Raw genomic sequence first — 15,904 nt, 5'->3', positions numbered from 1 at the left:
GTCCAGGCCAAGGCCAAGGCCGAGGCCGAGGCCGAGGCTGTCGTAAAATCGGGTGACACCAAGGCGTGACGGCGTCCAGCGACCGCCACGCCAAGCCAGGAGACCAGCCGATGGACCGCTACATCCTCGCCCTCGACCAGGGCACCACCAGCTCGCGCGCGATCGTGTTCGACCACGAGGGCCTGCCGGTGGCCAGTTGCCAGCGCGAGTTTCCCCAGCATTTCCCCCAGCCCGGCTGGGTCGAGCACGACCCGCTCGACATCTGGCGCAGCCAGCGCGACTGCGCGCGCGAGGCCCTGGGCCAGGCCGGCATCCGGCCGCAGCAGGTGGCCGCCATCGGCATCGCCAACCAGCGCGAGACCACGGTCCTGTGGGACCGCGCCACCGGTGAACCGGTGGCTCCCGCCATCGTCTGGCAGGACCGGCGCACCGCCCAGGCCTGCGACGCCCTGCGCGCCGGGGGCAAGGCGGCCCTGATCCAGCAGCGCACCGGCCTGGAAGTGGACGCCTATTTTTCCGCCACCAAGCTGCAATGGCTGCTCGAACACGTTCCCGGCGCGCGCGAGCGCGCCGAGCGCGGCGAGCTGGCTTTCGGCACGGTCGACAGCTGGCTGGTGTTCCGCCTGTGCGGACGCCACGTCACCGACGTCGGCAACGCCTCGCGCACCATGCTGTTCGACATCCGCCGCCTGCGCTGGGACGAGGAGCTGCTGGCGCTGTTCGACATCCCCGCCGCCGTCCTGCCGGAGGTGGTGGCCAGTTCCGAGGTGGTGGGCCTGGCGGCCGAGGAGTGGTTCGGCCATGCGATCCCGATCGCCGGCATCGCCGGCGACCAGCAGGCCGCCACCTTCGGCCAGGCCTGCCACCGCAAGGGCCTGGTCAAGAACACCTACGGCACCGGATGCTTCATGCTGATGCACGCGGGCGACGCGCCGCCGGTCTCGCACAACCGCCTGCTCGGCACCGTGGGCTGGACCATCGGCGGCGCCACCGATTACCTGCTGGAGGGGAGCGTGTTCATGGGCGGGGCCACGGTGCAGTGGCTGCGCGACGGCCTGGGCATCATCCGCGCCTCGAGCGAGGTCGAAGCCCTGGCCGCGAGCGTGCCGGACAGCGGCGGGGTGATGCTGGTGCCGGCCTTCACCGGCCTCGGCGCGCCGCACTGGGACCAGTACGCGCGCGGCGCCATCCTCGGCATGACGCGCGGGACCACGGCCGCCCACATCGCGCGCGCTGCGGTCGAAGCCATCGCCTACCAGAGCGCCGAGCTGCTGGCGGCGATGCAGAAGGACGCCGCCTGCGCCGTGCTGGAGATGCGCGCCGACGGCGGCGCCGCGCGCAACGACATGCTGATGCAGTTCCAGGCCGACCTGCTCGGGATCCCGGTGGTGCGCCCGCGCGTGACCGAGACCACGGCCCTGGGCGCGGCCTACCTGGCCGGGCTGGCGGTCGGCTTCTGGGATTCGCTTGAGGCCATCGCCGCCCAGTGGCGCGCCGAACGCCGCTACGAGCCGCAGATGCCGGCCGGGCGCCGCGCCGAACTGCTGGCGCGCTGGGCGCGCGCGGTCGAGCACGCGAAGGGCTGGGAGACGCCCTGACCCAGGGCCTGGAGCGCGGCGCTCAGGCGGCGCGCAGGGTGGCCATCATGCCGCCGGCCAGCATCAGGAGCAGGCCCGCCGCGCGGTTGGTATTGCGCACGAAACCCGCGTTGGCGGTGAAGCGGCGGGTGCGGCTGGCCAGCCAGGCGTAGACGCTGTAGGCGCCGAAGTCGAGCAGCACCGTGGTGGCGCCGCAGATCAGCATCTGGGTCGCCAGCGGGCGCGCCGGGTCGACGAATTGCGGCAGCAGGGCCACGAAGTAGAGCAGGGCCTTGGGGTTGGACAGCTCCAGCACCACGCCGCGGCGAAAGGCGCGCCAGCCGCCGCTCTCCGCTCCCGCCGGCGCGACCGTCAGCCCGCCGGCGCGGTTGCGCAGGGCGCCGATGCCGAGCCAGAACAGGTAGGCCACGCCCAGCCATTTGATGATCGAGAACAGGGTGCTGCTGGCCACCAGCAGCGCCGCCAGCCCGGTGGCCGAGAGCGCGAAATAGAACGCGTTGGCGAGCGCGATGCCGGCGGTGGCGGCATAGGCTCCGCGCAGCCCGGTGGACATGCCCTGCGCCACCACCAGCAGGGCGGCGGGCCCCGGCGTCAGGCACACCAGCCCGGTGGTCAGCACGAACATCAGATACGTCTCCCATCCCATCTTGTTCTCCTGTCGAGTGTTGCAACAGTCTACTCGGCAAGGAAAGCGGCTTGAATGGATAATGCAAGTTCCAGGGCCGCGTGCGCCTTGGCTTTCAAGGAAAAGAACGGGATCGGCAATGAACATCGCGCTTGACGCCAAGGACCGGCGTATCCTCGAGCATCTGCAGGCGGACGCCCGCCTCACCCTGGCCGAAGTCGGCCGCCGGGTGCACCTCAGCCAGCCGGCGGTGGCCGAGCGCGTGCGGCGCATGGAGGCGGCCGGCGTGATCACGGGCTACCACGCCACGGTCGATCCTTCCTCGCTAGGCTACGGCATCGCCGCCTTCATCCGCATCGCGCGCGGCGCGCACGACACGCCGGTCGAGACCGTGGCCGCCGCGCTGCCCCAGGTGGTGGAATGCCATTCGATCACGGGCGACGACTGCAGCATGGTGAAGGTGGTCGCGGGCTCGGTGGGCGAGCTGGAAAAGGTAATCGCCGAATTCACCCGCTGCGGCGTCACCTCAACCTCGCTGATTCTCTCGTCCTCGGTGCAGCGCAAGGTCTTGCGCGGCGCTTGAGGCGCGGGCGCGGCCGGCAGGGAAGCAGTCCATCGACGCAGCTGTTGCCGCCTTTCCCCAAAGCTTGGGCCAAAGCAATTTACCAAGGATCAGGCAAAAAAAACCGGTCGCGCGCACCGTGCTGGTGCGCTGGATCCGCTATGCCGATGGCATAATTGACGCCCGCAGGCCGCACGCATGGGCCTGCCAGGAGATGCGGAGCCGGATGTGTCAGAACCCGATACGCGATCTGCGCGGCGTTCCCCGCAGGCGGATGTCGTCGACGCTCACCTGGCCGCGCCCGTCGGCCACGGCATAGCCCAGGCTGTCGATCAGGGTCTTCCTCAGGTCGCGCGGCGAGACCGGCGCCAGCTTGTCGAGCACGGCGTCGGCCAGGGTGTCGTCGAAACCGCTCAGGTTCAGCTCGGCCAGCAGGTGGCGGTACATGCGCTGGGCGATGCCGGCGGCCTGCTCCGGTGTCGGCTTGGGCACCTCGTAGACCGCCATGCGGTTGAGCAGGGGAGAGGGGATGCCTTCCACCGAATTGGCGGTCAGCACCCAGAAGATCTGGCTGGCGTCGAGCTCGACGTCGATGAATTCGTCGCGGAAGGCGCTCGAGGTCTCGGGCTCCAGCAGCTGGTAGAGGGCGGCCAGCGGGTCGGACTGGCTCGAGCCGCTGGCTTTTTCCACCTCGTCCAGCACCACCACCGGGTTGGCGTACTTGCCGCGCACCAGGCGCTCGGCCACCTTGCCGCACTTGGCGCCGCGCCAGCTGGCCGAGCTGCCGGTGATGACGAAGCCGGCCGACAGGGCGTTCATGCTGATCAGTTCGCACTCGGTGGACATGGCCTTGGCCAGGCGCTTGGCGAAATGCGTCTTGCCCACGCCGGGGCCGCCCAGCAGCAGGATGGGCATGACGTTGAAACCCTTGTCGCCGGCATGGGCCAGGCGCAGGTAGCGCGCCAGGTCGTCCACGACTTCGTCGAAATTCGGGCATTCCTCGAACAGGGGATCGAGGGCGTCGAGGGAGGAGGGGGTGGTCACGAAGCGCTCGGCCCCGGACTCCAGCATGCGCTCGTAGAACGCGTCGAGTTCCGGGGAGCGGCCGCGGTTGCGGTCCGCCGCTTCCTGGACATCGGTCAGGTCGTAGACCGCGCGGGTACGGGCGAGGGTGATGCTCACGGCTGTCTCCTTGGCAACGGACCAGGCGGTCCGCTTCGGCCAGCTCAGGCAGGGCTCGCCGTCCTGCCGAGCGGGCCATAGGCAGGTGGGTCGTCGCCTTGACCTCATCGTAACGCGTCCCAGGCGGCGCCGCAATTTCCACAAGGGCCTATTCTGCTCCGAAACAGTTGTTTCTTTGCATCAATATTTTGTGACTGCTTGAAGTTAGTCAAACGTAAACACCCGGTTTACATATGATGCGCCACCTTCACACCGTTGTGTAAGTGCCTAATTTTACGAGACATTTTGGCATGTCATGCGTTCAACACCTGTTCCTAAGTCATTGGTTTCATTAGCAAATTTCGCTTTTGCCAAGCGTGAATTCGCTTGACCACCAACATTGCTTCCACTAAAGTGGGAAACAGTGTGAAAAAGTGTCGAATTGTGGGAGAAATCCTGCCGCGCGGCACCTACAACAACATCATTTAAAACCCTCCAAAAGCTAGGTAAATACGTGTTCCAGGGCGCGTCAGCGATCAATCTCGATGCGAAGGGCCGGATGTCCATCCCGGCCAAGCACCGTGACGCCCTCTTGTCCCAGTGCGAAGGCCGCATGACGCTCACCAAACACCCACACGGTTGCCTGCTTTTCTTTCCCCGTCCCGTCTGGGAAGAGCACCGCAAGCAGATTGCCGCCTGGCCCATGTCGGCCCGGGCGTGGCAGCGCATTTTCCTCGGTAATGCCGTGGATGTCGAACTCGACAGCGCCGGCCGCGTGCTCATTTCGCCCGAGCTGCGCAATGCGGTCGGGCTCGACAAGGAAGTGATGATGCTCGGCATGGGCTCGCACTTCGAAATCTGGAATGCCGCCAAGCTGGCCGAGGACGAGGCCGAAGCCGTGGCCGGTGGCATGCCGGATGTCCTTTCCAACTTCTCGTTCTGAGGCGCCGATGACGGAAAAAATCACGGTGCCAGCATTCCAGCATCGCACGGTGCTGTTGGACGAAGCAGTGGACGCGCTCAACCTCGAGGGCGCACGTTCTTCAGGTACTTATATAGACGGCACCTTCGGCCGTGGAGGCCATAGCCGGCTGATCCTGTCGCGCCTGAGCGACAGTGGCCGCCTGTTTGCCTTCGACAAGGACCCGCAGGCGATCGCCACCGCGCAAGCGGTGCAGGACGCCCGCTTCAGTATTGTGCATGACAGTTTTGCCACGATGCGCGACGCGCTGGCAGCGCGCGGCATCGACCAGGTCGACGGCATCCTGCTCGACCTGGGTATTTCGTCGCCCCAGGTGGACGACGCCAGCCGCGGTTTCAGCTTCCGCCAGGACGGCCCCCTCGACATGCGCATGGACACCACGCGCGGCATGTCGGCGGCCGACTGGGTCGCGACCGCGCCCCAAACCGAACTCGAGAAAGTGATCCGCGATTATGGAGAAGAACGGTATGCTTTTCAGATTGCAAAGGCGATTGTTGCTCGCCGGGCAATCGAGCCAGTTTCGACCACACGACAGCTTGCCGCAATCGTGGCAGACGCGGTCAAGACCCGGGAAAAGGGCAAGGATCCAGCGACCCGGACCTTTCAGGCTATCCGGATTTTCATCAATCAAGAGCTTGAAGACCTCGAGACAGGTCTGAACGCCGCTTACGCCATGCTCGCGCCGGGTGGACGCATGTCCGTCATCAGCTTCCATTCGCTCGAAGATCGCATCGTCAAGCAGTTCTTCGCGTCCAAGGCCAAGGTGGCCCAGCCTGACCGCCGCCTGCCGATCCGCGCCGTCGACCTGCCCCAGCCCCTGATGAAACTGGTGGCCAAGATCAAGCCCTCCGACCTCGAAGTCGACGAGAATCCGCGCGCCCGCTCGGCGGTGCTGCGCGTGGCCGAGCGCCTGCCGGGAGGGACAGCATGAGCGCCAAGCTGAACATCGTCCTGAGCGCGCTGCTGGTTAGCTGCGCGCTCTCGGTCATCAATGCGCGCTACCAGGCGCGCCACCTCCTGATCGAACTGGAACGCCTGCAGCAGCAGGCGCGCCAGCTCGACATCGACTGGGCCCAGCTGCAGCTGGACCAGTCCACGCTGGGCAAGAACGAACGTATCGAGCAGATCGCGCGTACGGAATTGAAGATGACGCCGCTGACGCCGGCGCGTACCCAATACCTCACGGAAGGCGGCAAATGACGCGCGGCGCGGCAAGAGCAGGCAGCGCAAGGGTGGCTGCATCCAAGGGCGTGGCTTTTTCCAAGAGCCCGGTCCTGGCCGTGCGCCTGCCCGACTGGCGTTCGCGCCTGGTGCTGTTCGCCCTGTTCGCGGCCTTCCTGGCGCTGGGCGTGCGCGCCATGTGGCTGCAGGGGATGTCGACCCAGTTCCTGCAAAAGCAGGGCAAGTCGCGCTACGAGCGCACCCTCGAGCTGCCGGCCACGCGCGGCCGCATCCTGGACCGCAACGGCCAGGTGCTGGCCTCCTCGCTGCCGGTGAAGGCGGTGTGGGCGATCCCCGAAGACCTGCTGAACAACCCGCCGGAAAAGATCAGCGCGCTCGCGCGCCTGCTCGAGATGCCGGAATCCGAGCTGCGCAAGAAGCTCGATTCCGACCGCACCTTCGTCTATCTGAAGCGCCAGGTCGAGATGCCGGTCATCGCCGAGATCGAGAAGCTCAAGATCGAGGGCCTGGACACGCGCAAGGAATACAAGCGCTTCTACCCCCAGGGCGAGACCATGACCCACCTGGTCGGCTTCACCAACGTCGAGGACGTGGGCCAGGAAGGCATGGAGCTGTTCCACCAGAAGACCCTGATGGGCGTGCCGGGCAGCCGCCGCGTGATCAAGGACCGCCTCGGCCACATCGCCGAGGACCTGGGCATGTTCCGCGAGCCGCACCAGGGCAAGGACCTGACCCTGTCGGTGGACAGCAAGCTGCAGTACATCGCCTTCACCAGCGTCAAGAACGCGGTCGAGAAGTTCAACGCCGAAGCCGGCGGCGCGGTGGTGCTGGACGTGCACACCGGCGAGGTGCTGGCCATGGCCAACTACCCGACCTACAACCCGAACGACCGCTCCAAGCTGACCGGCGCCCAGCTGCGCAACCGCGTCATCACCGACACTTTCGAGCCCGGCTCCACCATGAAGCCGATGACGGTGGCGCTCGGCCTGGAGACCAAGCGCATCACCCCGGACACCGTGTTCGACGTCTCGGGCGGCCGCATCACGATCACCGGCCGCACCATCCGCGACATGCACCCGAAGGACCACCTGACCGTGGGCGGCATCATCCAGAAGTCGTCCAACGTCGGCACCGTCAAGATCGCCCAGCTGATCCCGCAGCAGGAAATGTGGGAGCTGTACACCAAGCTGGGCTACGGCCAGGCGCCGCGCTTCGGCTTCCCGGGCGCCGCCGCCGGCCGCGTGCGCCCCTGGAAATCCTGGAAGCCGATCGAATACGCCAACATGTCCTTCGGCCACGGCCTGTCGGTGTCGCTGCTGCAGATGGCGCGCTCCTACATGGTGTTCGCGCGCGACGGCGACATCATCCCGCTGTCCTTCCTCAAGGTGAACGACGAGCCGGTCGGCCAGCAGGTCATCTCGCCCAAGACCGCGGCCCAGGTGCGCACCATGCTCGAATCGGTGGTGAGCCCTGAAGGCACCGCGTCCAAGGCCCAGGTGGCCGGCTACCGCGTGGGCGGCAAGACCGGCACCGCCGAAAAGATCGTCAACGGCCGCTACTCGAAGACCGACAACATCGGCTACTTCGTGGGCATCGCGCCGATGTCCAAGCCGCGCTTCGTGATCGCGGTCATGGTCGACAACCCGCGGGGAGCCTTGCGCACCGGGGGCAGCGTGGCCGCGCCGACCGCGGCCGACCTGTTCTCCAATGCGCTGAGGGCGGCCAACGTGCCGCCCGACTCCTCGGTCACCGACATCATCATTCCGGAACATCCCCTAGAGGAGAGCATGTGATGGCCTTGAGCCTGAACGACATCTGCCAGAGGATCCGCGCCGCCGCACCAGGCGGCCGTCTCGTTTCTGATTCCCGCCGCGTCGCCCAGGGCGACGTGTTCTTCGCCTATCCCGGCGAGGCCGCCGACGGCCGCGCCTACATCGCGCAGGCCGTGGCCGCCGGCGCCGCCTTCGTCGTCTATGAAGAGAACGGGTTCAGCTGGGACGCCTCGCTGGCGGTGCCGCACCTGGCCGTCCCCGATCTCAAGAAGAACGCCGGGCCGATCGCCCACGCCGTGCTCGACCAGCCTGACCGCGCCATGTTCACCGTGGCCGTCACCGGCACCAACGGCAAGACCTCCTGCGCCCTGTGGACCAGCCAGTGCCTGGCGCGCCTGGGCGAGACCGCCGGCGTGATCGGCACCCTGGGCGTGGGCCTGGTCAAGGGCAAGGCCGAACCCCAGTTCGACGCCACCGGCTACACCACGCCGGACGCGGTGCTGCTGGCCCAGAAACTGGCCGAGCTGCGCGAGCAGGGCGCCACCGCGCTGGCGATCGAAGCCTCGTCCATCGGCCTGGTGCAGGACCGCGCCGCCGGCATGCATTTCGACGTCGCGATCTTCACCAACCTGACCCGCGACCACCTCGACTTCCACGGCGACATGGCCAGCTACGAGGCGGCCAAGGTCAAGCTGTTCGGGTGGGACGGCTTGAAGCACGCGGTGATCAACCTGGACGACCCGGCCGGCCTGCGCCTGGTGGACCACCTGCGCGCCAACTACCCGCAGCTGGTCCTGATGGGCTACACCATCAGGCCGGAGGCCGCGCCCGAGGGCGTGCTGGTGCTGCGCGCAAGCGGCATGCGCAGCCGCAACGCCGGCACCGAATTCCAGGTCGACACCCCGGCCGGCAGCGCCACCGTGCGCACCCAGCTGGTCGGCCACTACAACGTCAGCAACGCGCTGGCGGTGCTGGGCGCGCTGCTGGCCAAGGAAGTCGCCCTCAAGGCGGCGGTCGAGGCCATCGAGGCGCTCACCCCGGCCCCCGGACGCATGCAGCAGATCGGCGGCCAGGACGCGCCGATGGTCGTGATCGACTACGCCCACACCCCGGATGCGCTGGAAAAGACTTTGGAAGCGCTGCGCCAGGTGGCCCAGGAACGCGGCGGCCAGCTGTGGTGCGTGTTCGGCTGCGGCGGCGACCGCGATCCGGGCAAGCGCCCGCAGATGGGCGCCATCGCCCAGGCGGCCGACCAGGTGCTGGTCACCAGCGACAACCCGCGCAGCGAGGAGCCGGCGGCCATCATCGCCCAGATCGTGGCCGGCATGGACCCGCAGCATCCGACTTCGCGCTGGCAGACCGTGGAAGACCGCGCCGCGGCCATCCTGCTGGCGGTGAAGCAGGCCGGCAAGCAGGACGTGATCCTGCTGGCGGGGAAGGGCCATGAGGCCTACCAGGAAATCAAGGGCCGGAAGATGCCGTTCTCGGACGCCGACCACGCCGCGCTCGCCCTCACGGCGCGGCTCACCATGCTGAGGACCCACTGATGCGCGGATCGCTCGCACAACTCGTCGCCGCCATCCCGGGCGCCCGCCTGGCGGGAAGCGACACGGCCTTCGAGGGCGTGTCGACCGACAGCCGCAGCGTCAAGCCCGGCATGCTGTTCGTCGCCCTGCGCGGCGAGACCTTCGACGCCCACGCCTTCCTGAACCAGGTCGCTGCAAGCGGCGCGGCCGCGGTGGTGGCCGAGGCCCTGCCGGAGGGCTGGACCCTGCCGGCCATCGTGGTGCCGGACACCCTGGGCGCGCTGGGCAGAATCGCCAACCACTGGCGCCGCCAGTACGCGATCCCCGTGATCGGGGTCACGGGCAGCAACGGCAAGACCACGGTCAAGGAAATGATCTCCTCGATCCTGGCGGCGGCCGTGGGCGAGGACGCGCGCCTGGCGACCCAGGGCAATCTGAACAACGAGATCGGCGTGCCGCTGACCCTGTTCCGCCTGGGTCCGCAGCACCGCGCGGCCGTGGTCGAACTGGGGATGAACCACCCGGGCGAGATCGGCCGGTTGAGCGCGATCGCCGCGCCGACCGTGGGCCTGGTCAACAACGCCCAGCGCGAGCACCAGGAATTCATGCACACCGTGGAAGCGGTGGCGCGCGAGAACGGCTCGGTGCTGCAGGCCCTGCCGGCCGACGGCGTGGCCGTGTTCCCCGGCGACGACACCTATACGGACCTGTGGCGCGGCCTGAGCGCCTGCGAGGTGCTGACCTTCGGCCTCACCGAGGACTGCGACGTGCGCGCCAGCTACACCGCGAATGACTTTGGTCACACCCTACATATAACAACGTCGCTCCCGCGCAGGCGGGAGCCCAAGTCCGATGCGTCGCCCGCAGCGGACGCGCATGCGACTGCGCAGGCGAACTTGGGTCCCCGCCTGCGCGGGGACGACGGCGCCGCGGCTGGCGCTGCCGACGCTCCCGCCACCTGCACCGTCAAGCTCCAAGCCGCCGGCGTGCACAACGTGCGCAACGCCCTGGCGGCCTTCGCCTGCACCCTGGCGGCCGGCATCCCGGTCGAGGCCATCGTGCGCGGCCTGGAGCAGTTCGCCCCGGTCGGCGGCCGCCTGCAGCGCAAGCAGGCCGCGAACGGCGCCACCGTCATCGACGACAGCTATAACGCCAACCCCGACTCCATGCGCGCCGCCATCGACGTGCTGGCGTCCTGCCCGGCACCGCGCATCCTCGTCGTGGGCGACATGGGCGAGGTCGGCGCGCAAGGCAAGGAATTTCACGAGGAAATCGGTGCCTACGCCCAGAGCAAGGGCATCGAACACGTGCTCGCGACCGGCGAGCTGGCGCGCCATCTCGCGGCGTCGGGAGCACGGCATTACGAGCAGTTCGACGATTTATTGGCAGCACTGGATTCAACACTGGGCGGCAATAGCAACGTAACTGTCCTGGTGAAGGGCTCGCGTTTCATGAAGATGGAACGCGTGGTCCAGCACCTGACCGGATCAACCCCTATTGGCAAGGACGCCCACTAATATGCTTCTCTGGCTTGCACAGTACTTCCAGGACTACATCGGTCCGCTGCGCGTGTTTAACTACATCACCTTCCGCGCCGTGTTCGCGACCATCACCGCGATCCTCATCGGCCTGCTGTGCGGCCCGGCGGTGATCCGCAAGCTGACCGAACTGAAGGTCGGCCAGGCGGTGCGCACCTATGGCCCGCAAAGCCACCTGACCAAGCACGGCACCCCCACCATGGGCGGCGTGCTGGTCCTGATCGCGATCGGCATCTCGACCCTGCTGTGGGCCGACCTGTCCAACCGCCTGATCTGGCCGGTGCTGGTGGTGACCCTGGGCTTCGGCGCCATCGGCTGGGTCGACGACTACCGCAAGGTGGTCTACAAGGACCCGGAAGGCATGCGCTCGGGCGAGAAATACTTCTGGATGTCGCTGATCGGCCTGTCCTCGGCCTTCTACCTGGCGTTCTCGGTCTCGGCCGCCAACCCCTGGGAAGTGGCGCGCCTGTTCTACGCCTGGGTCGAATCCGGCTTCTCGATGGACCTGCCGCCCAAGGCCGACCTGATCGTGCCCTTCTTTAAGTCGATCAGCTATCCGCTCGGCGTGTGGGGCTTCATCGCACTGACCTACTGTGTCATCGTCGGCACCAGCAACGCCGTTAACTTCACCGACGGCCTGGACGGCCTGGCGATCATGCCGACCGTGATGGTGGGCGGCGCCCTCGGCCTGTTCGCCTACCTGACCGGCAGCGTGACCTACTCGAAATACCTGTTCATCCCCTACATCCCGGGCGCGGGCGAACTCCTGATCTTCTGCGGCGCGATGGCCGGGGCAGGGCTGGCCTTCCTCTGGTACAACGCGCACCCGGCCCAGATGTTCATGGGCGACGTCGGCGCGCTGGCCCTGGGCGGCGCGCTCGGCACCATCGCCGTCATCGTGCGCCAGGAGATCGTGCTGTTCATCATGGGCGGCGTGTTCGTGGCCGAGACCCTGTCGGTGATCATCCAGGTGGGCTGGTTCAAGTACACCAAGAAGCGCTACGGCGCGGGCCGCCGCGTGTTCCTGATGGCGCCCCTGCACCACCACTTCGAACAAAAGGGCTGGAAAGAGACCAAGGTCGTCGTCCGCTTCTGGATCGTGACCATGATGCTCATCCTCGTTGGCTTGTCGACTCTGAAACTGCGCTGATGAACTACGAAGGCAAACTCGCACTGGTACTGGGCCTGGGTGAATCCGGGCTGGCGATGGCGCAATGGCTGGCGCGCTGCGGCGCGCGCGTGCGCGTCGCCGACACGCGCACCGAGCCGCAGCGCCTGTTCGCCCTGCGCCAGGCGGTGCCGAACGCCGAATTCGTCGGCGGCGAGTTCGCCGCGGCCCTGCTCGAGGGCGTCGACTTCGTCGCCGTCAGCCCAGGCCTGGCGCCCGAGCGCGAGCTGGCCGCCATCACCCCGGCGGCCCAAGAGCGCGCCATTCCCGTGTGGGGCGAGATCGAGCTGTTCGCCCAGGCCCTGGCGCACCTGCGCCAGGAGCGCGGCTATGCGCCGAAAGTCATCGCCATCACCGGCACCAACGGCAAGACCACCGTCACCAGCCTGACCGGCCTGCTGTGCCGCCGCGCCGGGCTGAGCACCCGCGTGGCCGGCAACATCAGCCCGGCCGCCCTGGACGTGCTGCGCGAAGTGCTGGCCAGCGACGAGCTGCCCCAGGCCTGGGTGCTGGAACTGTCCAGCTTCCAGCTGCACACCACCTTCAGCCTGCAGGCCGACGCCGCCACCGTCCTGAACCTGACCCAGGACCACCTCGACTGGCACGGCAGCATGCAGGCCTATGCCGCCGACAAGGCCCGCATCTTCGGGCCGGACACGGTGCGCATCCTGAACCGCAACGACGCCATCGTGATGCGCATGGCGGCCGGCGCCGCCCAGGTCGCGACCTTCGGCACCGACGAGCCGTCCGAGCCGGACAGCTTCGGCCTGGTGAGCGAGCGCGGCGTGCTGTGGCTGGCCAACGCGGTCGCCCACAACGACGAGCCGGAAAAGAAACGCAAGAAGGGCGAAGCGCCGGAGCCGGTCGAGATCACCGTCAACCGCCTGATGCCGGCCGACGCGCTGCGCATCCGCGGCCTGCACAACGCCTCCAACGCCCTGGCCGCGCTGGCCCTGTGCCGCGCCTGCGGCCTGCCGCTGGCGCCGCTGCTGCACGGCCTGCGCGAATACGCCGGCGAACCGCACCGCGTCGAGCTGGTCGCCAGCATCGAGGGCGTCGACTACTACGACGACAGCAAGGGCACCAACGTCGGCGCCACCGTGGCCGCGCTGGAAGGCCTGGGCAAGGCCTTCGCCGGCGAAGACCAGCAGATCGTCCTGATCGCCGGCGGCGACGGCAAGGGCCAGGACTTCGCGCCGCTCGCGATGCCTGCCTCGCGCCACGTGCGCGCGGTGCTCCTGATCGGCCGCGACGCCCCCAGCGTGCGCGCCGCCATCGAGCCGACCGGCGTGCCTTGCTTCGACCTGCCCGGCCTGCCGGAAGCGGTGCGCCGCGCCGCCGGCCTGGCCAAGCCGGGCGACGCCGTGCTGCTGTCGCCGGCCTGCGCCAGCCTGGACATGTTCACCAACTATGCGCACCGCGCCCAGGTGTTCGTCGACGCCGTGCGCGAGATCGCGCTCGAGAAAGGGCAGGAGATCTGATGGCCTTCCAGCTGCCCTTCAAGTTCTCCGGCTCGGCCAGCGACGCGACAATCGCGGCGCGCAGCCGTCCGTCAAAGATGATGGAGTACGACCAGCCGCTGGTGTGGGTGACCGTGCTCCTGATGCTGTTCGGCCTGGTGATGGTGTACTCGGCCTCGATCGCGCTGCCGGATTCGCCCAAGTTCGAGTACCTGAACGACAAGAACGAATACTTCCTCTACCGCCAGGCGATGTACATCGCGGTGTCGATGGCCGCCGCGGCGGTGGTGTTCCGCATTCCGATCGCGGTCTGGCAGAAGTGGGCGCCGATGCTCTTCATCGGCACCCTGGTGCTGCTCACCCTGGTCCTGATCCCCGGCCTGGGCGTGACGGTCAACGGCGCGCGCCGCTGGCTGCCGCTCAAGGTCATGAATTTGCAGCCGTCCGAGCTGATGAAGATCGCGGTGGTGCTGTACGCCGCCGACTTCACCGTGCGCAAGCAGGAATACATGCACAAGCTGACCAAGGGCTTCCTGCCGATGATGGTGGCGATCGGCCTGGTCGGCATGCTGCTCCTGCTGGAACCCGACCTCGGCGCCTTCGGCGTCATCGTCTGCATCGCCATGGGCATCCTGTTCCTGGGCGGGATCAACATCGTCTGGTTCGGCGGCATCGGCGCGCTGCTGGTGCTGATCTTCACCTCGATCATCGCGCTCTCGCCCTTCCGCCGCGCGCGCATGTTCGCCTACCTCGACCCCTGGCAGGAAGACCATGCGCTGGACAAGGCCTACCAGCTGACCCACTCCCTGATCGCCTTCGGGCGCGGCGAGTTCTTCGGCGTCGGCCTGGGCAGCAGCGTGGAAAAACTGTTCTACCTGCCGGAAGCCCACACCGACTTCATCATGGCCGTGATCGGCGAAGAGCTGGGCCTGGCCGGGGTGCTGGTGGTGATCGCCATGTTCTACTGGCTGGTCAAGCGCGCCTTCGACATCGGCCGCCAGGCCATCGCCCTGGACCAGACCTTCGCCGGCCTGGCCGCCAAGGGCATCGGCATCTGGATCGGCACCCAGACCTTCATCAACATGGGCGTGAACCTGGGCCTGCTGCCGACCAAGGGCCTGACCCTGCCCCTGATGAGCTTCGGCGGCTCGGGCGTGATGTTCAACTGCGTCGGCCTGGCGATCCTGCTGCGGATCGACTACGAGAACCGGGTGCGGATGCGGGGAGGGCGGGTATGAGCCAGTCTTCGCCCAAGCGCCTGATGATCATGGCGGCCGGCACCGGCGGCCACATCTTCCCCGGCATCGCGATCGCCCAGACCATGCGCGCGCGCGGCTGGGAAGTGAGCTGGCTGGGCACCGCCCACGGCATGGAAACCGAGCTGGTGCCCAAGGCCGGCATCGCCATGGACAGCATCGACTTCGCCGGCTTGCGCGGCAAGGGCATGGGCCATACGATCCGGGGCGCCTTCAAGATGATCGGCAGCTTCTTCGCCTGCCGCCGCTACCTCGCGCGGCGCCAGCCGAGCGTGGTGCTGGGCATGGGCGGCTACGTCACGGTGCCGGGCGGGATGATGGCGCGCGCCCGCGGCGTGCCGCTGGCCCTGGTGAACGCCGACGCCGCGCTGCTGCTGTCGAACAAGACCCTGGCGCCGATGGCCGACCGGGTGCTGTTCGGCTTCCCGGCTGATTTCGGCAAGGCGGCCGGCAAGGCGGTGGTCACCGGCAACCCGGTGCGCCAGGCCATCCTCGACCTGCCGGCGCCGGGCGCGCGTTTCGCCGGCCGCGCCGGCCCGCTCAAGGTGCTGGTGGTCGGCGGCAGCCTGGGCGCCAAGGTGCTCAACGACGCCGTGCCCGCCGCGCTGGCGCTGCTCGACCCGGCCGTGCGCCCGGTCGTGACCCACCAGTCGGGCAAGAAGAACATCGAGGCCCTGCGCGCCAGCTATGCCGCCGCGGCGGTAGAAGCCCGGGTGGTCGATTTCATCGACGACATGGCCGCCGCCTACGCCGAGGCCGACCTGGTGATCTGCCGCGCCGGCGCGATCACCGTGTCCGAGCTGACCGCGGCCGGCGTGGCCAGCGTGCTGGTGCCGTTTGTCGCCAGCACCACCAGCCACCAGCGCGACAACGCGGTGTGGATGGACGCGCAGGGCGCGGCGGTCCACCTGGCGCAGGGCGAACTGAATCCGCAGCGGCTGGCGAGCCTGCTGCAAACGACGACGCGGGAGCGCTGCCTGGCCATGGCCGAGGCGGCGCACCGGGTGGGCAAGCGCGACGCCAACGAGGCGATCGCGCGCGAACTCGAGCGACTGGCAGAAGTGAGGAACTGAG

14 protein-coding genes are annotated in these 15,904 nt (G+C 68.0%); 12 read left to right on the top strand and 2 right to left on the bottom strand.

The genetic code is table 11. From position 1 onward, the window contains the following. The first annotated feature begins 110 nt into the window (after positions 1–110). Positions 111–1,598: a glycerol kinase GlpK gene (glpK, locus tag B0920_RS13515; protein WP_078032993.1), complete on the top strand. Its 1,488-nt coding sequence runs from the start codon at positions 111–113 to the stop codon at positions 1,596–1,598. Positions 1,599–1,620: 22 nt separating this feature from the next. Here the strand turns inward: glpK and B0920_RS13510 are convergent, their stop codons facing one another. Continuing rightward, on the bottom strand, positions 1,621–2,244 hold the full coding sequence (locus B0920_RS13510) for a LysE family translocator (protein WP_179119157.1): 624 nt from the start codon (positions 2,242–2,244) through the stop codon (positions 1,621–1,623). A gap of 118 nt (positions 2,245–2,362) precedes the next feature. Between B0920_RS13510 and B0920_RS13505 the strand changes: the two genes are divergently transcribed. Next, positions 2,363–2,806, top strand: a complete 444-nt coding sequence (locus B0920_RS13505; RefSeq protein WP_078032991.1) for an Lrp/AsnC family transcriptional regulator — start codon at positions 2,363–2,365, stop codon at positions 2,804–2,806. A 210-nt stretch (positions 2,807–3,016) separates the two neighbouring features. Here B0920_RS13505 and B0920_RS13500 read toward each other — a convergent pair whose 3' ends face one another. Further along, a complete protein-coding gene (locus B0920_RS13500; RefSeq protein ID WP_078032990.1) occupies positions 3,017–3,967 on the bottom strand; it encodes an AAA family ATPase in 951 nt (316 codons plus the stop codon). A 493-nt stretch (positions 3,968–4,460) separates the two neighbouring features. Here B0920_RS13500 and mraZ point away from each other — a divergent pair, with 493 nt between their 5' ends. Genes mraZ through murG form a run of 10 tightly spaced genes read left to right on the top strand, consistent with a single transcriptional unit; the run spans position 4,461 to position 15,903 of the window. Continuing rightward, positions 4,461–4,889, top strand: coding sequence for a division/cell wall cluster transcriptional repressor MraZ (mraZ, locus tag B0920_RS13495; RefSeq protein WP_078032989.1), 429 nt, complete (start codon positions 4,461–4,463; stop codon positions 4,887–4,889). A 7-nt stretch (positions 4,890–4,896) separates the two neighbouring features. Further along, entirely contained in the window at positions 4,897–5,859 is a 963-nt protein-coding gene (gene rsmH / locus B0920_RS13490) for a 16S rRNA (cytosine(1402)-N(4))-methyltransferase RsmH (RefSeq protein ID WP_078032988.1), read from the top strand. Continuing rightward, complete coding sequence (ftsL, locus tag B0920_RS13485; RefSeq protein WP_078032987.1) at positions 5,856–6,128, top strand: cell division protein FtsL; 273 nt, start codon at positions 5,856–5,858, stop codon at positions 6,126–6,128. The genes rsmH and ftsL overlap by 4 nt, the downstream gene beginning before the upstream one ends. After that, positions 6,125–7,903: a penicillin-binding protein 2 gene (locus B0920_RS13480; RefSeq protein WP_078032986.1), complete on the top strand. Its 1,779-nt coding sequence runs from the start codon at positions 6,125–6,127 to the stop codon at positions 7,901–7,903. The genes ftsL and B0920_RS13480 overlap by 4 nt, the downstream gene beginning before the upstream one ends. Next, on the top strand, positions 7,903–9,429 hold the full coding sequence (locus B0920_RS13475; RefSeq protein WP_078032985.1) for a UDP-N-acetylmuramoyl-L-alanyl-D-glutamate--2,6-diaminopimelate ligase: 1,527 nt from the start codon (positions 7,903–7,905) through the stop codon (positions 9,427–9,429). The genes B0920_RS13480 and B0920_RS13475 overlap by 1 nt, the downstream gene beginning before the upstream one ends. Next, entirely contained in the window at positions 9,429–10,925 is a 1,497-nt protein-coding gene (murF, locus tag B0920_RS13470) for a UDP-N-acetylmuramoyl-tripeptide--D-alanyl-D-alanine ligase (protein ID WP_078032984.1), read from the top strand. Before B0920_RS13475 ends, murF begins: the two co-directional genes overlap by 1 nt. Before the next feature lies 1 nt (position 10,926). Beyond that, the gene (gene mraY / locus B0920_RS13465) at positions 10,927–12,096 is read left to right on the top strand and encodes a phospho-N-acetylmuramoyl-pentapeptide-transferase (protein ID WP_078032983.1); all 1,170 of its coding nucleotides are present in this window, start codon (positions 10,927–10,929) and stop codon (positions 12,094–12,096) included. Continuing rightward, entirely contained in the window at positions 12,096–13,595 is a 1,500-nt protein-coding gene (gene murD, locus B0920_RS13460) for a UDP-N-acetylmuramoyl-L-alanine--D-glutamate ligase (RefSeq protein WP_078032982.1), read from the top strand. The genes mraY and murD overlap by 1 nt, the downstream gene beginning before the upstream one ends. Further along, on the top strand, positions 13,595–14,812 hold the full coding sequence (gene ftsW / locus B0920_RS13455) for a putative lipid II flippase FtsW (protein WP_078032981.1): 1,218 nt from the start codon (positions 13,595–13,597) through the stop codon (positions 14,810–14,812). Before murD ends, ftsW begins: the two co-directional genes overlap by 1 nt. Continuing rightward, the gene (gene murG / locus B0920_RS13450; protein WP_078032980.1) at positions 14,809–15,903 is read left to right on the top strand and encodes an undecaprenyldiphospho-muramoylpentapeptide beta-N-acetylglucosaminyltransferase; all 1,095 of its coding nucleotides are present in this window, start codon (positions 14,809–14,811) and stop codon (positions 15,901–15,903) included. Before ftsW ends, murG begins: the two co-directional genes overlap by 4 nt. The last annotated feature ends 1 nt before the right edge of the window (position 15,904 follow it).

Source organism: Massilia sp. KIM, from assembly GCF_002007115.1.
In the GTDB taxonomy this organism is placed as follows: Bacteria; Pseudomonadota; Gammaproteobacteria; order Burkholderiales; family Burkholderiaceae_D; genus Telluria.
The sequence above is the reverse complement of the archived record's forward strand: the minus strand, read 5'-3'. Positions and strand labels throughout refer to the sequence as shown.